The sequence below is a fragment of the Aeoliella fuhlenseeensis genome (assembly GCF_052161615.1).
Lineage (GTDB): Bacteria > Planctomycetota > Planctomycetia > Pirellulales > Lacipirellulaceae > Aeoliella.
Genome location: NZ_CP197417.1, coordinates 748178 through 764821, shown reverse-complemented (window position 1 = coordinate 764821; position 16644 = coordinate 748178). Strand labels below are relative to the sequence as shown.

Here is a 16644-nt window from a genome sequence, read left to right as displayed (position 1 = left end):
CGCGGGGGATCACGATCTCCCCGGCCCTCGACACAGCGTCACCTAAACTTTTCCCGCGCGACCTTTTGAGACCCGTATGAGCTACTGCCCCCACTGCCAGCACTCACTCGCTACCCCGGCAACCGCCGGTGGAGTGTGCCCGCATTGCGGTGGCGTGCTCGCGCTCGACGACTCGGGCCTCGCGGGAAAGCAGACGTTCGAGCTGTTCCCCGACAGCACCAGCGACAACGTGCTGGACGACATCGAGCTCAGCTTCGAAGAAGACGACGCCGACGCCACCCTGCCCTTCGGCCGAACGGTAGAGATCCTGCCCCCGTCGGTTGACAACATCGATGTTGAAGAAACGGCATCGGCGAAAGACAACGATCATTCGACCGTCGACTTCATCGAGCCCGAGGTGACGGATTCCTCGGACGCGACCGTCGAATCGGTGGTTTACGATCTGGATGCCAAAGACGATGGCCCTTCGCAGGGCGACCCTTCCAAAGACAATACCTTGAAAGGGGACACTTGGAAGGAAGGCGACCCCACTTCGACGGTCGACTTTGTCGCTGATAAGACCATCGAGTTCGGCCCGTCTCCAACCAGCGCCGAGAAGAACGGCGCGACCATCGACTTCGATTCCGACAAGACGGTCGACCTCAGCACCACGCATCCCGAACTCGCCGCGAAGCTAAGCAGCCAGTGGGCGGGGACCATCGACCTCGCAACGCCTCAGCATCAGACCATCCGCCAGATGGAGTCGGGCGAACAGCCCACGCAGCGCTCGACCGTCCCCGTGAAGTCGCGGACGCTCAGCCCCGCACCGACCGGCGATGTGTCGTACATTCGCCCTAGCGACGCTCCCGACTATGAACTGCTCCGCCAGATCGGCGAGGGTGGTATGGGTGTCGTGTACGCCGCGCGGCAATCGTCCATCGCCCGCACCGTGGCGGTGAAAATGCTGAAGCCCGGCGCCAAAGTGGGTGCCGACCAGCGCGACAAGTTCATCAGCGAAGCGGTGGTCACCGGCGAGCTCGACCACCCGAACATCGTGCCGATCTACGATCTGGGATCGAACGATCAGGGCGCGCTATTCTACTCGATGAAGCACGTCCAAGGCACGCCTTGGGAAGACGTGCTCTACAAAAAGAGCCTCGACGAGAACCTGAACATTCTGTTGCGTGTGGCCGACGCCGTGGCGTTCGCCCATGCACGCGGTGTGGTGCATCGCGATCTCAAGCCCGAGAACGTAATGCTCGGCGAGTTCGGCGAAGTGCTGGTAATGGACTGGGGACTCGCCCGCGTGACCCAGCAGTTCCCGAGCGCCAAGTCGATCTACCAGGCGGGTTCGCTCGGTGGCACGCCGGCGTACATGTCACCCGAAATGGCTCGCGGGCCGGTCGAGAAGATCGATCACACCAGCGACATCTACCTGCTAGGTGCGATTCTTTACGAGATCATCGGCGGCCGGCCACCCCACTCGGGCCGAGACGTGATGCAGTGCCTGATGGCCGCGGCGCAGAACACACTCGATCCCATCGAGTACCTGGGCGAGCTGAAAGACGTCGCGCTCAAGGCGATGGCGACCGAGCAGCGTGATCGCTACCAGTCGGTGAAGGACTTCCAAGCGGCGGTGCGTACCTACTTGTCGCACTCCGAGAGCTTGGTGCTGGCGTCGCACGCCGAGCAGCGTCTCAAAGAAGCCCGCGAGAAGAAAGACTACCAACTCTTCGCTCGCTCGCTGTACGGCTTTGGCGAATCGTTGTCGCTGTGGCCCGACAACGTCAAAGCTCGCAAGCTGCTAACCGAGACCGAGCTTGAGTACGCAGGGATAGCGCTCGCGAACGACGATCTCGACCTGGCCGACTCGCTGCTCGATAAATCGAAAGAAGAACACACCGAGCTCGTTACCCGCGTCCGCAAGGCGCAACGCGAACGCTACAAGCGACAGTCGCTGCTCAAATGGACCAAGCGGGCGGTGGCGGCGCTATTAGTGGCGATCGTCGGCTTGGGGACTTATTCGTACGTCGAGATCGCTCGCGGTCGCCGCGAAGCCCTCACGCAGCGTGACAAAGCCCAAGAGCAAGAGAAGATCGCTAAGGCCAACGAGCAACTGGCCGCCGAGAACGAGGTAAAGGCCACCGCCAACGCCGAAGAGGCCCGCCTGCAAGAAGTCGAGGCGAAGAAGCAAGCCGAAATAGCGGTGGCGAACGAGAGGGAAGCCATACGACAGAAGGCCGAAGCCGAGAAGCAGGAAGCACTCGCCAACGAAAATCGCCAGAAAGCCGAACAGAACGCCGAGGCGGCCCGAGCCGCCGAACGCGAGGCACTCATCGCACGCGACCGCGAAGCGTACGAAGCGTATATCGCCGGCATTGGTCTGGCGGCAGCCAAGATTGACGAGAACGCCTACGACTTTGCCCGCGAGTTGCTCGACGCTTCGCCCGCCGAACGTCGCAATTGGGAGTGGGGCCGTTTGGGTTATCTCTGCCAGTTGAGCGAAGCGGTCTACAACTACGCCGCGCCGCTCGACGCGGTGGCGTACTCGCCCGACGGAAAGCTGATCGCCACGGGCGACCGCGAAGGAAAGCTCACGCTTCGCGACGCCGCGACGGGCGACGTGACGTTCGCCACGCCGCTGGGTCAGTACGTCTACAGCGTGGCGTTCTCGCCCAACGGCAAGCTCGTCGCCGCCGGTGTCAGCGATGGCAAGGTGCAAGTGTTCCGCACCACGGGCGGCGAACCGATTCGCACGCTCGAAGGCCACACCGATGGCGTGCTCGACGTTGACTTCTCGCCCGACAGCAAGCAGCTCGTTAGCTCGTCGTACGATAACACCGCGCGGGTTTGGGATCTCGAACGCGGTGTGTCGACCGACACGCTCGCGGGGCACAGCTGGTGGGTGTGGGCCGCGCAGTTCGCGCCCGACGGCAAGGCAATCGTGACCGCCAGCCAGGACAGCAGTGCCATCGTGTGGCGGCGTGACGCCACGGGACAGTACGAGCCAGTGGTTCGCTTCACCGATCACGATGGCCCCGTCTACACCGCCGCGTTCTCGCCGTCGGGCGACGAGGTAGCCTCGGCGGGTTACGACAAAACGATCCGTGTCTGGAGTCCCGATCGTGTGGGTCAAGTCGACCTCGTTGCACAACTCAGCGAAGACGAAGCTCCTGAGACTTCCGACGCCGTCCTCACCGGCCACACCGCGGCGGTGCGTAGCGTGGCGTTTGGGCCAGGTGGCGAGACGCTGCTTTCCGGCGGTCACGACAACACATTACGCCTTTGGAATTTAGAGAACGAGCGCGAGCTGAAGACGCTTCGCGGTCATGGCAGCCGCGTGGAATCGGTTGCCGTGAGCGCCGATGGTTCCGCCGCCGCTTCGGCGAGCCAGGATGGCACGCTTCGCGTGTGGGACATCATGGGCTACGCCGAGTCGCAGAGCCTCGGCAGTCGCACACTCGCGGGGCACAACGACGCGGTACTCGCGGCCAGGTTCACCGGCGATGGTCACGTGATTACCGCGAGTCGCGATCGCACGGCTCGCCTGTGGGACGACGAAGGGAAAGAAGTCGCCGAGTTCTCCGAGGGACACGAGTACCTCGCCTCGGCCGCCGAGTTTTTCGCCAACGGCCAGCGACTGGTCACCGGCGCGGGAGACAATACCGTCCGGCTCTGGGACGCCGCGAGTGGTGCCGAACTACGTGAGTTTCGCGGCACCGGCCGCGTTGGCGCCGTGGGCGTGGATCCCGATGGCCGCTTGCTTGTAACGGGTGGTCGGAATAACGTTGCGCAGATTTGGGACCTCGCGACCGGCGAGCGACTTGCCGAGCTCAAAGGTCACGAAGCCGAAGTCACCACGGCGACCTTCCACCAAGATGGCAAACTGTTCGCCACCGGCGACGACCGGGGTGAGATCCGAGTGTGGCAACTCACGGATGCCGCCCCCGAGCTAATCGCCAGCTTCACGGGTCACAACCGCTCGATCACAGGCCTCGAGTTCGCTCCCACCGGCACCACGCTCTACTCTTCCAGTGGCGACAACACCTGCGGGCAATGGGACGTGGCTTCGGGCAACGAAGTCGCCGATGGTGTGCTCGCTCACCCCGATTGGGTCGCGGCGATGGACCTGTCGAGCGATGGTCGCTTGATGCTCACCGCCTGCGAGGATGGCAAAGTCCGCGTGTGGGATCTCGCCACCCGCCAAGTGATCGCCGAGGCCACGCTCGATATGGGCTCGGCCACCGGCGTTGCGCTGTCGCACGACGGCCAGCGATGCCTGGTGACTTCATCCGAGAACCAATCGGTGTGGCTGTGGGACTGGAACGCCGACAGGCAAACAAATCTCGCCGACACTCGCCCCATCGTCGAGACCAAAGCAGCCGGCACGCTGTGGACCGCACGGTTCACGCCCGATGGTCAGCGTATTTTGACGATCGGCGGCAACGATGCGAGGATCGTCGACCTGGAAAACGACCGCGTCATGCTGCGATTCAGCCCCCACGGGGCGGTGGCGGCGATCGCAGCGACGGACGACGGCAAGCTGGTCGCCACCGGCAGTTGGGATGGCACCGCCAAACTATGGGACGTCGCCACGCAGCGATCGGTGCGACAACTCGTTGGCGGCCACACGGGCTACATCAACAGCATCGATTTCTCGCCCGATGGTTCGATGGTCGCCACGGCCAGCGACGACGGCACCGTACGACTTTGGAAGACCACCAGCGGCGAACTTCTGCCCGCCGTGATCGATGGTCACACCGGCAGTGTGCATACCGTTCGCTTTTCGCCCGATGGCATGCAGCTCCTCACCACGGGCAGCGATCGCACCGCGCGGCTGTGGGATGCTCTCACGGGTCATCCGCTCCAAACGTTCTCGGGCCATGATTGGGCCGTGCTGTGTGGCGAGTTCTCGGGCGACGGTAAACGCATCGCCACGGGGGGTCGCGACAACACGGCTCGCGTTTGGGACTGCAACTCGGGCGAGCTACTCGCCACGATGTCGGGACACACCTCGGCAGTAACCGGCGTCGCTCTGTCTCCCGACGGAGCACGACTTCTCACCGCAAGCCAGGACGTGACCGCGAAGCTATGGGACATGTCAACCGGCGACGAAATACTCACCCTCGCCGGCCACACGCAAGATCTCACCGCCGTCGACTTTTCGCCCACCGGCGGCACCGCGTTGTCCGCGAGCCGCGATGGCACCGCCATGCTGTGGCCGACCATCGATTGGCGGGCCAAGGATGCTAGCGACGCCCGCTAGCAACTTGCGCTGTCGCCTTACCTAAGGCAGGTCGCCTGAGATATCGACCTGAATGATTGCCGGGATGCGACCCTTGGTATAAATCAAGTCGCCATCCACTTCGCCCCGCATACCGCTGTCCAAATCAAACGGGGAAACGTGCCAGATCTCGCGGCCCAGGACGTTGCGATTGCGATCAAGCGCTGTGTAGACCACTTCGACCCATTTGTAGTTGTCGGGCCCCGTGTTGGTCACGGTTCCTTCGATACGAACCTTGCCGAGCACCCACTCGACCTTGCGCGCCTCGAATTGCAGCGCGACGCTCGACGACGGAAGTACCTCGAACTTGACGGTCTTAATCTCACGACCGTCGGCGGCGGACATCGCCACCATGGCGATCGCTAGCAGGCTGAAGTGGATGGTAGTTCGGAGCATGATGGCGCGGAGCGAACGGGTAAGGGTAAACAATACGGAGAACCAGACTGCCCTCAACGCAACCCTACCACACGATCAGGGGGTGACCGAACGTTTTAGAAACTGCATGCGACTCCCGTTCATCACGATGCACAATCGCCGAGAAAAGAAGCCCCGACGCCTAATCCGCTAGCAGTGCATCACCGGCAAAACCGGACGAATCCTCAAGGCTTTCCCAATCGAATCCGATACTTGCCAATGGGCACCCCTGTGCCCCGGCTGTGGCGCGCTGCTTTGGACGCGCCAATAGCCAAGACTCGCCGCCAGCTACAAGGACGTAGGGCAAGTGAATACCGCCACCAATTACGAACCGAACCCGCAGGGATGCGAAGCGGCTGAGTTGCCACCTGTGTTGGTTCGCGTGCCATGGCTTGGTGCGAAGCAGACACCGGCGGCCGTGGAGCTCGCTCGCGCCACGAGCAAACCAATTATCGATCGCGCGCTGTTCGAGCCGCACCAGCTTGTCGCTGCCGCCGACATGGACGAGACCGACTTCGGCACCGTCCGCACGCACTGGCGGGTGGATCCGCCGCAGGATCGACCGATCTCGGCCGAAGTGCATCTCCGCCGACCTATCACAACCACCGCGACCCCGACCACACCCGTCGCGCCTCCCGCCAGCCTTCCGCCCGCGCTGCCGGTGCGTGAAGTGACGACGCCCACGAGCGAAGGGATCACCCACTTGCGGTTCGATCCACCGATCAGCAGCGTCGTCGAACCGCCCGTGCAGCAGCCGCAGCCACAGCACACGGTGCGCGACGAAAGCTCAGTCTGGCACGAAGCCGTAACTGCGCTTGACGCGGTGCTACGGCGTTACCATCGCATGATCATGCTGGCCGCGCTGATCGCCGCCGCCGGATTGATGGCACTGGTGATGGACGGACGCACGCCGGCCATCGAGAAGACGCCCGATAGCACTGCACCCAACACCATCGACATCGGCGAAATCGGCCCGATGCCGCTCGCCGACGTGACACACGCGCACCAACCAGCGTCGGCTCCGGAAAGCGTGCGAATGGCGAAGGGTCCTGGCAGGGTTCAACGAGAGAACGTTCCGCCGACGATCGAAAGCCCCGCGGCGCCGCTAATGCTCGATCCGATCCCGCCGCACCGCGAACCGAACATCACGCCCATCCAAGAGAGCGAAGTGCCCGCGAGCGAATCCGGCTATCCATCCACCGGCGATCCGGCGTTCTCGCTCACCTTTCCGACGACAGCAAATAGCGAGCCCGTAGTTCCGGGTGCACGCTTGTCGAATCAGCTTCAATCGGTCCCCCAAAAGATTCAGCAATGACCACGACGAACAAGGCCTTTATTGACGCCTACAACACGTCTCGGCGAGTGGCACCCGTCCGCGCTTCCTATTCGACTGCTGAGTCGATGGACGCGCACGTGGTGATAACCGACTCGGTCGCCATGGCGGTCGAATCGATCGATACGTCCGAAGTCGGCGACTGGGCGAGCACGCCTGCCACCGATTCCCAGACCACCACGCGCCGCACTTCGGTTCGGCGGCCCTTGTCGCAGGTCCAGGCCGACGAGCTGTTTGGCTTTCAGCCACAGCGCACGCAGAAGCCCTCGACCTACCGTTGGCCGGAGATATGCCAACAACTGGTCGCCCGCGCGGCCGATCGTTACGACTCGCTACTCCGCCAACTTGCGGGTGGACCCACTGGTACACTGGTCGGCGTGGTTGGTGTGAAACCCGGGGCAGGTTGCACCACCACGTCGATCTGTCTTGCACTACGCAGCTCCGCACTCGGACGCCGTACCGCGCTGGTCGATGGCGACATCGTCCACGGTGGGCTCGCCAAGGCGCTCGGCGTGTCGCAGTACGCGTCTTGGCCCGAAGTGCTCGCGGCGGGTGAATCGATTCAATCCGCACTGGTACCAGCCGACGACGTCGGCATCGACCTTTTGCTCGGTGGCTCGCGGCGTTCGACCGACATCGAATCGGCGTCACGCTTCCGCGCGTCGCTCGCCGCTGGTTCACTTCGTCGCCACTACGAGCGTGTGGTGATCGACCTGGGGAACGTGGCTCGCGGCGAAGTCAGTCTCGCCACGTCGATGGGCATCGACTACCTGTTTGCCACGCGGACGCCCGACTGCACCGACGCCGATGTCGAGGCGACCGTCGAAGCCCTTGCGGCCGCGGGACTGGGACTCGCCGGCGTGATCGAAGCCGCGTAACGCTCGTTCGCTACCAATCTTCACTACCTCTGCGAATCACCATGTACCTCGAACACTGGCAACTCGCCTCCAAGCCATTCGAACCCACGACCAGCGGCGGGTTCTATTACGCTTCGGAATCGCACCAGGGCGCGCTGCTCAAGCTTCGCTACGCGCTCGAGAACGGCCGCGGTGCCGCGCTCGTCGCCGGGCCGAGTGGCGTGGGGAAGACGCTGCTGGTTCACCGCTTGCTCGCCCAACTGCCCGATACCGTGCGGCCCATCGTCCATGTGATCTATCCGCAGATGTCGAGCCGCGAACTGCTCGCGTACCTCGCCTCGCGACTCGATCCGGGGACCGAACCAACCACGGTGACTCCCTCGATTGATCAAAGCTGGCTTCGCATCGAGTCGGCGCTCGCCACCGCGGCCGAGCGGGGCGAGCGGCCCATCGTCGTGATCGACGAAGCCCACCTGCTTGAAGACAACGGCACGCTCGAGACCATCCGCCTGCTGCTCAACTTGCAGCGCAACGATACACCACTACTAACGCTGCTGCTAATCGGACAGAGCGCACTTCTTTCGACGCTTGGCCGCACACCGCGGCTGGAAGAACGCCTCGACATCTCGGCGCTGGTCGATCCGCTGTCGGCGGACGAGACGCACAGCTACGTCCAGCACCGCCTCGCCCACGCCGGTGCTACGCGGCCATTGTTCACGGAGGACGCGGTCGATACGCTGCACCAACTTTCGCACGGCGTCGCCCGCCGCATCAATCGCCTGGGCGACCTCGCCCTGCTGGTTGGCTACGCCAACGGTGCCCGCGTGGTCGACCCGTCGCTGGTACAGTCGGTCGCCAGCGAATTGGCGTTCGCCCGGGCAGCTTAGCTGTCACCTGCGGTAAAGTGCGGACTATTAACCGCAATCCGCCCTCGCGGACCAGCCACCGCATGGATGAATTCGCGATAGCTGGGTAGACTGCATGGTTTGCAGGCGTTCTACCAGCTTCGGGACCCAACGGGTGGACTTCAACCGCGTATTGCGAACTCTGATGCTTCTGGGCGCTGCGGTCATCGCCGCTGAGAGCCAGGCTCAGCTTCGCATCGTCACCTACAACTCGATCCAAGGCCCGCATCCCGGTTTCGACACCGTGGTCCAGGCAATCGGCGAAGAGTCGTACAGCGGCTTTGCCAAGCCCATCGACGTGCTACTGCTGCAAGAGCAGAACGACATCCTCAGCCCCACCGGCAGCACGCGTCAGATCGTCGACATCCTAAACGGCATCTATGGCCCTGGGACTTACGCGAGTGGCGTGCAGGTAGGCGGCCCCCCTTTCTCGGGTATTCGCCAAGCGATTGTCTACAACACCAACACCGTCGAACTCGTCGACGAGATCGCTTTCGGCTCGATTAGTTCCGAAGGGGCAGCGCGGCAGACACTTCGCTACCAACTGCGGCCCGTGGGCTACGACTCGGCGGCCGACTTCTACGCTTACAACAATCACTACAAGGCGTCCGACGGCACCTCCGAAGCGGCACAACGGTACAACGAAGCGATCGCAGTCCGCGCCAACGCCGACGCTCTGGGCGAAGGAGCCCATGCGATCTTCGCGGGCGACTTCAACACCTATCGCTCTAGCGAACCCGGCTTTCAGCACTTGATCTCCGAAGGGCCCGGTCAAGCCAACGACCCCATCAACCAGATCGGCTCGTGGACCAACAACTCCACGTACGCCCAGTGGCATACACAGAGTCCGTGCGAGAATGACTGCACCGGCGGCTTCGCCAGCGGGGGTGTCGACGATCGGTTCGACTTTCAGCTCGTCACCGGCGAGTTTCTCGACAGCGAAGGCCTCAGCTACATCCCCGACAGTTACCACACCTTTGGCAACAACGGCAGCACCTTCAACAACGCGATCAACGTCGGCAACACCATCAACTTCCAAGGCATCTCGTCTTTTACGAAGACCGAAGTGCTCAACGCCCTCGAAAGCGCAAGCGACCACCTGCCCGTCGTAGCCGACTATCAAATCCCGGCGATGCTCGAAGCGCTGGCCGAAACCATACCCAGCACGATTGGCGTCGGGCAGAATGTCACCCTCGACCTCTTCATCCGCAACGCCGCCAGTGCGATCACGGCCTTGGGGGCCGACGAGCTTGATTTCACGTTCACAACGACGGGGGCTCTGTCAGGTGGCGGCATGGGCGTCCGGAATGCTCTCGACCCTGCATTGGCGTTCCCCATTACGCTCGACACCAGCACGCAGGGAGCCAAGTCGGGTTCGATCATCGTTCAATCATCGAGCCAGGGTGCCGGCAACGCGTTCGTCAACATTCCCATCTCGTTCCAGGTTGGCGAACCCAACCCGACCGCCGAGCAAGTCATCGCAAGGGCCCTCTATCCCAACGTCGCCGACGATTTGAACGTCACCACCTTCGCCTTTGGCGGTGCTTTCACCTCCGAGGTACCCGCGGGCAACCTGCCTGTTGGATCCGATGCCCGCACGCTGGCGTTCGCTTCCACTGGCGACATGTTCGGTATCGAAGATCGCAACGACGCGCCCGCCAGCGCACTGCTAGACAACACAGCGATCGGCAGTCCGTCGGACGCCTCGGGCATCGTTCGCGGTAGCGACTTCGCCAACTTCTTTGGCGTCGCCGATACCGAGAACAACGACAACGCCGGCCCGCTTACCGCCACCTGGACGTTCGACATCTCCCAGGCGCTTGGCGATCTGAAGGTGTCGATCGACATGGCCGCGATGGGCGACTTCGAAGTGAGTGGCGACATCATTCGCTTCGAAACCTCCATGGACGGCAGTCCCTTCAGCACGCTGTTCGAGGCCACCGTCGACGAAGCAATCTCGCAGGACTACGTGATGGAGAGCGGAGCGATTCGGACGTTGAACGATCCCCTATTGATGGAGGGGCAACTACTGACGAATAGCTTCGCCACTTTCACCAAGGCGCTGAGCGGCGTGGGCCAGGAACTTATCGTCCGCTTCACCGCGGCGCTCAACGCCGACGAGGAAGTCTTCGCCTTCCGCAACCTCGAAATCTCGGGCCTCGTCGAACTCCCGGGCCTCGCCGGCGACTACAACGGCGATGGCTTCGTGAACCTCGCCGACTACACCGTGTGGCGAGACAATCTGGGTGCCACCGTCGACGCCGGCACGGGTGCGGACGGCAATGGCAATGGCACCATCGACGCCGACGATTACCAGCTCTGGAAAACGAACTTCGGCAACAGCTCGGGCGAAGTCGCGGGCGTGACCGCCCAAGTGCCTGAACCCTCTACGCTGGCAACGATCGCCCTCGCGGCGGTGTGCTTTTTTCTCGGTCGCTCGCGGACTAAACTGGCGGCATGAGCCAGCCCACCAAGAACGACCCCCAAGAACCGAACCTTTCGCAGCACGCGGTGACGCTCGACGTCGATCGCTCCCGCCGTTGTGGATACCCCGAGGTCATCTACGCCGCCGGTAAAACCGCGGCCGCCATCGAGGCGATCGCCAGCGAACTCCACGCCCGCGGTGAGGAAGTGTTCGCCACGCGTGTGTCCGAGGAGCAAGCCCGCGAACTGCTCGCCGCGCTCCCCTCAGCACGCTACAACCATACCGCGCGGACGTTGCGGCTTGAGCAATCCGCCACTCGCAAGCTGATTGGCAACGTCGCCATTATCACCGCCGGTACCAGCGATCTACCCGTCGCCGAAGAAGCCCGCGAGACCATCGAGTGGATGGGCGTGGCCACTACGATGGTGCACGACGTTGGAGTCGCGGGTCCGCATCGGCTCCCCGCGCGGCTCGCCGAGTTCGACTCGGCCGACGCGGTGGTGGTCGTCGCCGGCATGGAGGGTGCCCTTCCCAGCGTGGTGGGTGGTTACCTTTCGGTACCCGTGATTGCGGTGCCGACAAGCGTCGGCTACGGAGCCAACTTCGGCGGCCTGTCCGCCCTGCTCTCGATGCTCAACAGCTGCGCGGCCAACGTCACGGTGGTCAACATCGACGCCGGCTTCAAAGCCGGCTACGTCGCGGGCATGATCTCCCGGCGTATTCATGACACAAATTAGTCGCGAATGTCGCGGATCTAGGCGGATAGTCGCGGATAGAACCTTCCTGTGAATGCGCGCGTTCTCCAAGAAAGCGCGGGCATTCCTACTTGCTTAGTCTTATCCGCGCCCGTCCGCTCCAATCCGCGTCCATCCGCGACGAATTCTGCAACAGACTTACCACTCGTAAACCTTCCCATCGATTCGCACCATCACCGGGGCATCGATCGCCAGGTACTGTCCCACGTGCTGGCCATGCTGGGACGCGAGGTCGAAGTACTCTCGGCTGTAGCGCTCGACCTTGATCGTGTTCTGCTGTTCCGTTTCGCTGAGCGACGAATCGACCCACCGACCATTCTGTTGGAAGAACGTCTTGCGGCCGCACGACAGGATGTTGGTAGCCACCTCGGCGCAGTCGGCCTTGGTGTTGTACCAGACCGAGTTTCCAAGTGCCACTTGCCGCTTCATCTGTTCTTGTTCAAGCGCTGGCATCTCAGCCGGCACACGACTTTCGCCCAAACCACTCAGCGACAACGCGTCGGCCTGCGGAGCGCTACGCAGATTGGCTTTCGTCGCCCGCTGCGAGAACGCGTACCGCCCGTTGGTCTCGGCAAGGCCCTCCTCGGCCATCTCGCCGCCACGCTGAAGGTTGAAGGCCATGTCCGTTGGTCGAGCATTCGTTTCGTCGGCTAGGAAGCTCGTGTACTGGGTCAAGATGCCGTGCTTGGTGGCGAGCTCAACGAGCTCCTTCATCAGTTCGTCGTTCTTCCCCTTCAGATCGATCTCGTCGATGATCTCGCCAACGCGACGCGCTGCCCACAGCTTGGCAATAAAGGCATTGGTGTCGTCCGCACTCGACTCGACGAGCTTGGCCGGAAAATCGAAGCTCTTCTCTTTGCCTTCGATCGCACCACTCAGCACCACCTTCGCATCGCCAGGTTTGGAATAACGTCCGACGATCACCGCTTGATCCCCCGCGAACAGATCGAACGCCCCAGCGGGATACGTCCGCGTGACGATTGGTCCGTCGGAAGTCTTGGCCCCCTCGACGTCAAACGTGAGCTTCACGTCGGTCAGCGCCGGCGTACTGATCCGGCGATAGACGTTGCTCACGGCGGTTTCAATGTTCTCCTCCGGCCGAACGTACTCGCTCTGGCCAAAGTTTGCACTCACCAGCCGATCGAGCAGCCGGCTGTTCACGTCGTAACCCACGCCGAACGAGAAAATGCGGGCTCGGGCGTGATTGGCTTTGCTCGCCGCGTCGACGATCTTCGCCTCGTTCGTTTCGCCGGTGGTCGGAATGCCATCGCTGAGGAACACGATGTACGAAGGCCGCGACGAGTCGGTGAGCATTCCGAGCGATCGCTCAAGCGCCCCCGCGATGTTTGTACTGCCACCCGCGTAGAGCCCCGCAACGTAGCCGAGCGCCTCTTCGCGCGTCTGATCGTTGAATCGTTCGAGCTCGGGCCGGAAGGTATCGACCGCACTGTCGTAGGCGACGATGTTGAACGTGTCCCCCTCGCGAAGGTTGTTGATCACAAACCGCATGGCGTCCTTGGCTTGCTCCATCTTCTCGCCCGTCATGCTCCCCGAGCGATCGACCGCCAGCACGACGGTTTTCGCCGGCGGCTTGTCGTTGGTCGCTTTGATATCAGGGCTCGCTAGCAGCAGGAAGTAACCCGCGTCGTCCTTATCAGGTCGATAACTGACGACGTTCGCCCCCAGTCCCTTAGCCGTCGCGTCGTAGAACAATCGAAAGTCGCTGGCCGGGATCTCGTTCTTCGATTCGAAAGTCACCTCGGCACGCCGCTCGCCATTTCGCTCGATGTCCACCTTGTGCGACGCCGAGTAAATGTTCTTGATCGGTTCGCTGCATTCGATGGCCACCGTGACCTTCAGCGAGTCGAGCGTTCCGCTGGTATAACGAGCCGTGCGAAGCGGCAGCAGTAAGTCGGTGAGCCCCTGCGCCTGCCGGCAGACTTGGGTATAACGAAGGTTCACCGTGCGCTTCGCCCCCGCTGGCACCGGAAACACGCTGGTGCGAAACAACCCGCTTCCCATCCATTCCAAGAGTGCGGGGTCCTGATTCTTGCGGACGATCTCCTCGTAAATCTTCCGAGCCTCGTCCGCCGGCAGAACCTTTCCTTCGAACTCCTTGCCATCGACCATCAGCGTCAGTTGATCCACCGCTCCGTCGTACGGCAGCGGGAATAGGAAGCAGACTTCCATCTGCTGACTGCCCGTGTTCTGGAAGGTCTGACTCATCGTCACCTTCGCCACCTGATCGACGAGGTGCACGTGGACGTCGATCGACTCGACTTTGTAGCTCGATGGAGGGGTCTCGGGGTGTGGCGGAAGAATTGGCCGTGGCAGCGGCATCGGATGCCGCGGAGACATGTCCACCAGCAACCCCTGCCCGCTAGCGAAGGGACCTGCGAGAGCCAGCGACGCAAAGAGAGCCAAGTAACTGAGCAATCTGGGTAGCTTGAACATGGGAACCACCTCGCAACGAACAGCCGGGAAAAACTCGCTATCCCAGTAGACGAGCGGCGTTCGGCGAAAGTTCCCAAAATCTCTCCTCTTACCCCAGCGTTGCGACGTAATCGCTACCCTGGGAGATGTGCTCGACGCACTGGTCCGCATCCTCGTCCACCAGTTCGATGTCCATCTCTTCGCCGGGTAGCCAGAAGCGTACGGTCGTCCCCACACCCACTTCCGAATCGAGTTCAATACGACCTTGGTGGTGCTGCACGACGACGCTGTACGTGATGGCAAGACCCTGTCCGGTCCCTTTGCCTACCTCTTTGGTAGTAAAGAACGGATCGAACGCCCGTTTTTTCACTTCCTCGCTCATGCCACAGCCGCTGTCGGTGAGCTCGAACAGCACCCCGCCATCGACGTGCCGCGTGGCGATCCGAATTGTGCCCAGCTCATTGGTTCCTTCGGCCTCGACACGATCGGTGATCGCGTCCGCCGCATTCACCAGCAGGTTCAGCAGCACCTGATTGATCTGCCCCGAGAACATCGGCACCAAAGGCAGCGACTTCTCCAGGTCCATCTCCATCGTTGCGCAGTACTTCCAGTGATTGCGGGCGACCATCGTCGCGCTATGGATCATCTCGTTCAGGTCCATCCATCGCTTTTCGTCCGCGCCGGGATGGGTCATGTTCTTCATCGCCCGCACGACCTCGACCACGCGGGACGAGGCTTCCACGGACTCGGCGATGGCTTCCAGCGTGTTCTGACGAAGTTTGTCGTAGTTGTATTTCTGCTCTAGGTCATGCAGTGCCGCCTTACGCTGTTGCCAACTCAGCGCCTCGGCATACAGCGAGTCGCGATGGGCGTCGGTCACCGTGAACAAGCTCGCGCAGATCTCTTGCAAGTACTCGACGTTGCTCATCACGCATTGCATCGGCGTGTTGATCTCGTGCGCAATACCCGCTGCGAGCTGGCCAATTGATTCGAGCTTCTGCGCCTGAGCGAGTTGCTCCTCTAGCGTCTGCCGATCGGTGAGGTCCACCACGAACAGCACGAGCACATCGCGATCCTCGAACCGCGAGCGGTGCAAATTCACGTGCACCGGGTAAGTCGTGCCATCTTTCCGACTATGCGTGGTGTCGTACACCAATTGCTCGTACGTTCCGTCCAAGAGCGGCGTCACCTTCGATCGGTACTGGTCGAGCGTAAACTCGGGCTTCACGGCCACGGCCGACAAACCAAGCAGCTGCTCACGGCTGAAACCAAGTTGATCGCACGCCCCTTGATTGACTTCGACGAACTCCAAGGTGTTGGCATCGATGAAGTAAATCTCGTTTGGCGCTTCACGCAGAACATCGGCAATGGCTCGGGCTCGACGCTCGGCGTGGACGCGGGCGGTGATTTCGCTTTCGATAGCAATGAAACCCGTGAGCGTTCCACTATCGTCATGCATGGGCTGGATCTCGAGGTCGATCCAGTACTCGCGCCCATCGCGTGCGCGATTGAGCACCTCGCCTTGGAACGACTCTCCGTTTCGCACGGCTTCTCGCATCTTTCGCAGGTCCTCGGAATCCGAGGCCGGGCATTGCAGCAGGTGTCCCGGGTTCTGTCCCATCGACTCTTCAGGCGAGTAGCCGGTGATGCGTGTGTAGCCTTCGTTCACCCACACGATTCGCCGGTCGGCGTCGGTGATGATCACGCCATTGGTCGTCCGCTCAGCCACCATCGCCAACCGGCGAAGTTGCTCGGTCATGTCCTCGGCAAGCTTCGTCGCGCGGCGCAGTTCGCGCCCCTGCCGCTGTGCAAGATAGGCGACCAGCGCTGTCACCAACATCCCTAGCACGAACAGCGATCCTGCAAGATCGCTCTTGCGATAGATCTCATGCCACGCCATCAGCACCGACGCAGTTCCCCCTACTATGAGGATGAACCACGCCGTGACGAGGCTACGGTTTTTCAACGATACAAAGTCCAACGCTCGATCTCCAGCAACTCGCCATGGTCGTCTATTAAACGTCTGCCCCACGCGAACGCTTGATCCCCCACTCAGGCGGGGTCTCAGCTTAAAGCTAGCGTCACACTTGCCGGGAAGCTGACCGAACTGCTCCGATGTGGAAAACCCTCAGTGCCGCCCACACGTTGCGATCGGCAACTTCGCTACGGGGGTTGGTCGCAGGGCGTTCAAGGTCGATTCTTGCCCGCAGTTTTCCGAAGTTTCGACACCAATTCCCCCATCGCGAAATCGTGAGGTAT

General features: G+C 62.1%; 9 protein-coding genes. 6 read left to right on the top strand and 3 right to left on the bottom strand.

What is annotated here, in order from left to right; genetic code table 11:
• Nucleotides 1-76: 76 nt before the first annotated feature.
• Complete coding sequence (locus tag SH292x_RS03065) at nucleotides 77-5245, top strand: protein kinase domain-containing protein (RefSeq protein WP_442484113.1); 5169 nt, start codon at nucleotides 77-79, stop codon at nucleotides 5243-5245.
• A 21-nt stretch (nucleotides 5246-5266) separates the two neighbouring features.
• On the opposite strand, the gene SH292x_RS03060 is transcribed toward SH292x_RS03065, so the two are convergent.
• A complete protein-coding gene (locus tag SH292x_RS03060; RefSeq protein ID WP_442484112.1) occupies nucleotides 5267-5659 on the bottom strand; it encodes an FxLYD domain-containing protein in 393 nt (130 codons plus the stop codon).
• 325 nt (nucleotides 5660-5984) lie between these two features.
• On the opposite strand from SH292x_RS03060, the gene SH292x_RS03055 reads away from it, so the two are divergent.
• The 5 genes from SH292x_RS03055 to larB all read left to right on the top strand — a co-directional run bounded on the left by SH292x_RS03055 (nucleotide 5985) and on the right by larB (nucleotide 11934).
• Nucleotides 5985-6992: a hypothetical protein gene (locus SH292x_RS03055; RefSeq protein WP_442484111.1), complete on the top strand. Its 1008-nt coding sequence runs from the start codon at nucleotides 5985-5987 to the stop codon at nucleotides 6990-6992.
• Nucleotides 6989-7888: a tyrosine-protein kinase family protein gene (locus tag SH292x_RS03050; RefSeq protein WP_442484110.1), complete on the top strand. Its 900-nt coding sequence runs from the start codon at nucleotides 6989-6991 to the stop codon at nucleotides 7886-7888. The genes SH292x_RS03055 and SH292x_RS03050 overlap by 4 nt, the downstream gene beginning before the upstream one ends.
• 41 nt (nucleotides 7889-7929) lie before the next feature.
• Nucleotides 7930-8754, top strand: coding sequence for an ExeA family protein (locus SH292x_RS03045; RefSeq protein WP_442484109.1), 825 nt, complete (start codon nucleotides 7930-7932; stop codon nucleotides 8752-8754).
• A 163-nt stretch (nucleotides 8755-8917) separates the two neighbouring features.
• Nucleotides 8918-11233 (top strand): dockerin type I domain-containing protein, encoded by a 2316-nt coding sequence (locus SH292x_RS03040; RefSeq protein ID WP_442484108.1) that lies wholly within the window; start codon nucleotides 8918-8920, stop codon nucleotides 11231-11233.
• Complete coding sequence (gene larB, locus SH292x_RS03035) at nucleotides 11230-11934, top strand: nickel pincer cofactor biosynthesis protein LarB (protein WP_442484107.1); 705 nt, start codon at nucleotides 11230-11232, stop codon at nucleotides 11932-11934. Before SH292x_RS03040 ends, larB begins: the two co-directional genes overlap by 4 nt.
• Nucleotides 11935-12090: 156 nt before the next feature.
• On the opposite strand, the gene SH292x_RS03030 is transcribed toward larB, so the two are convergent.
• On the bottom strand, nucleotides 12091-14406 hold the full coding sequence (locus tag SH292x_RS03030; RefSeq protein ID WP_442484106.1) for a VIT domain-containing protein: 2316 nt from the start codon (nucleotides 14404-14406) through the stop codon (nucleotides 12091-12093).
• 88 nt (nucleotides 14407-14494) lie between these two features.
• Nucleotides 14495-16351 carry a PAS domain-containing sensor histidine kinase gene (locus SH292x_RS03025; RefSeq protein ID WP_442484105.1) on the bottom strand — a complete coding sequence of 619 codons (1857 nt, stop codon included), beginning with the start codon at nucleotides 16349-16351 and terminating at the stop codon, nucleotides 14495-14497.
• Nucleotides 16352-16644 lie beyond the last annotated feature (293 nt).

Bases quoted from the DNA above. Each gene is read 5' to 3' on its own strand.
- SH292x_RS03065 (WP_442484113.1), top strand. From the start codon at position 77: ATGAGCTACTGCCCCCACTGCCAGCACTCACTCGCTACCCCGGCAACC.
- SH292x_RS03060 (WP_442484112.1), bottom strand. From the start codon at position 5,659: ATGCTCCGAACTACCATCCACTTCAGCCTGCTAGCGATCGCCATGGTG.
- SH292x_RS03050 (WP_442484110.1), top strand. From the start codon at position 6,989: ATGACCACGACGAACAAGGCCTTTATTGACGCCTACAACACGTCTCGG.
- SH292x_RS03045 (WP_442484109.1), top strand. From the start codon at position 7,930: ATGTACCTCGAACACTGGCAACTCGCCTCCAAGCCATTCGAACCCACG.
- SH292x_RS03040 (WP_442484108.1), top strand. From the start codon at position 8,918: ATGCTTCTGGGCGCTGCGGTCATCGCCGCTGAGAGCCAGGCTCAGCTT.
- larB (WP_442484107.1), top strand. From the start codon at position 11,230: ATGAGCCAGCCCACCAAGAACGACCCCCAAGAACCGAACCTTTCGCAG.
- SH292x_RS03030 (WP_442484106.1), bottom strand. From the start codon at position 14,406: ATGTTCAAGCTACCCAGATTGCTCAGTTACTTGGCTCTCTTTGCGTCG.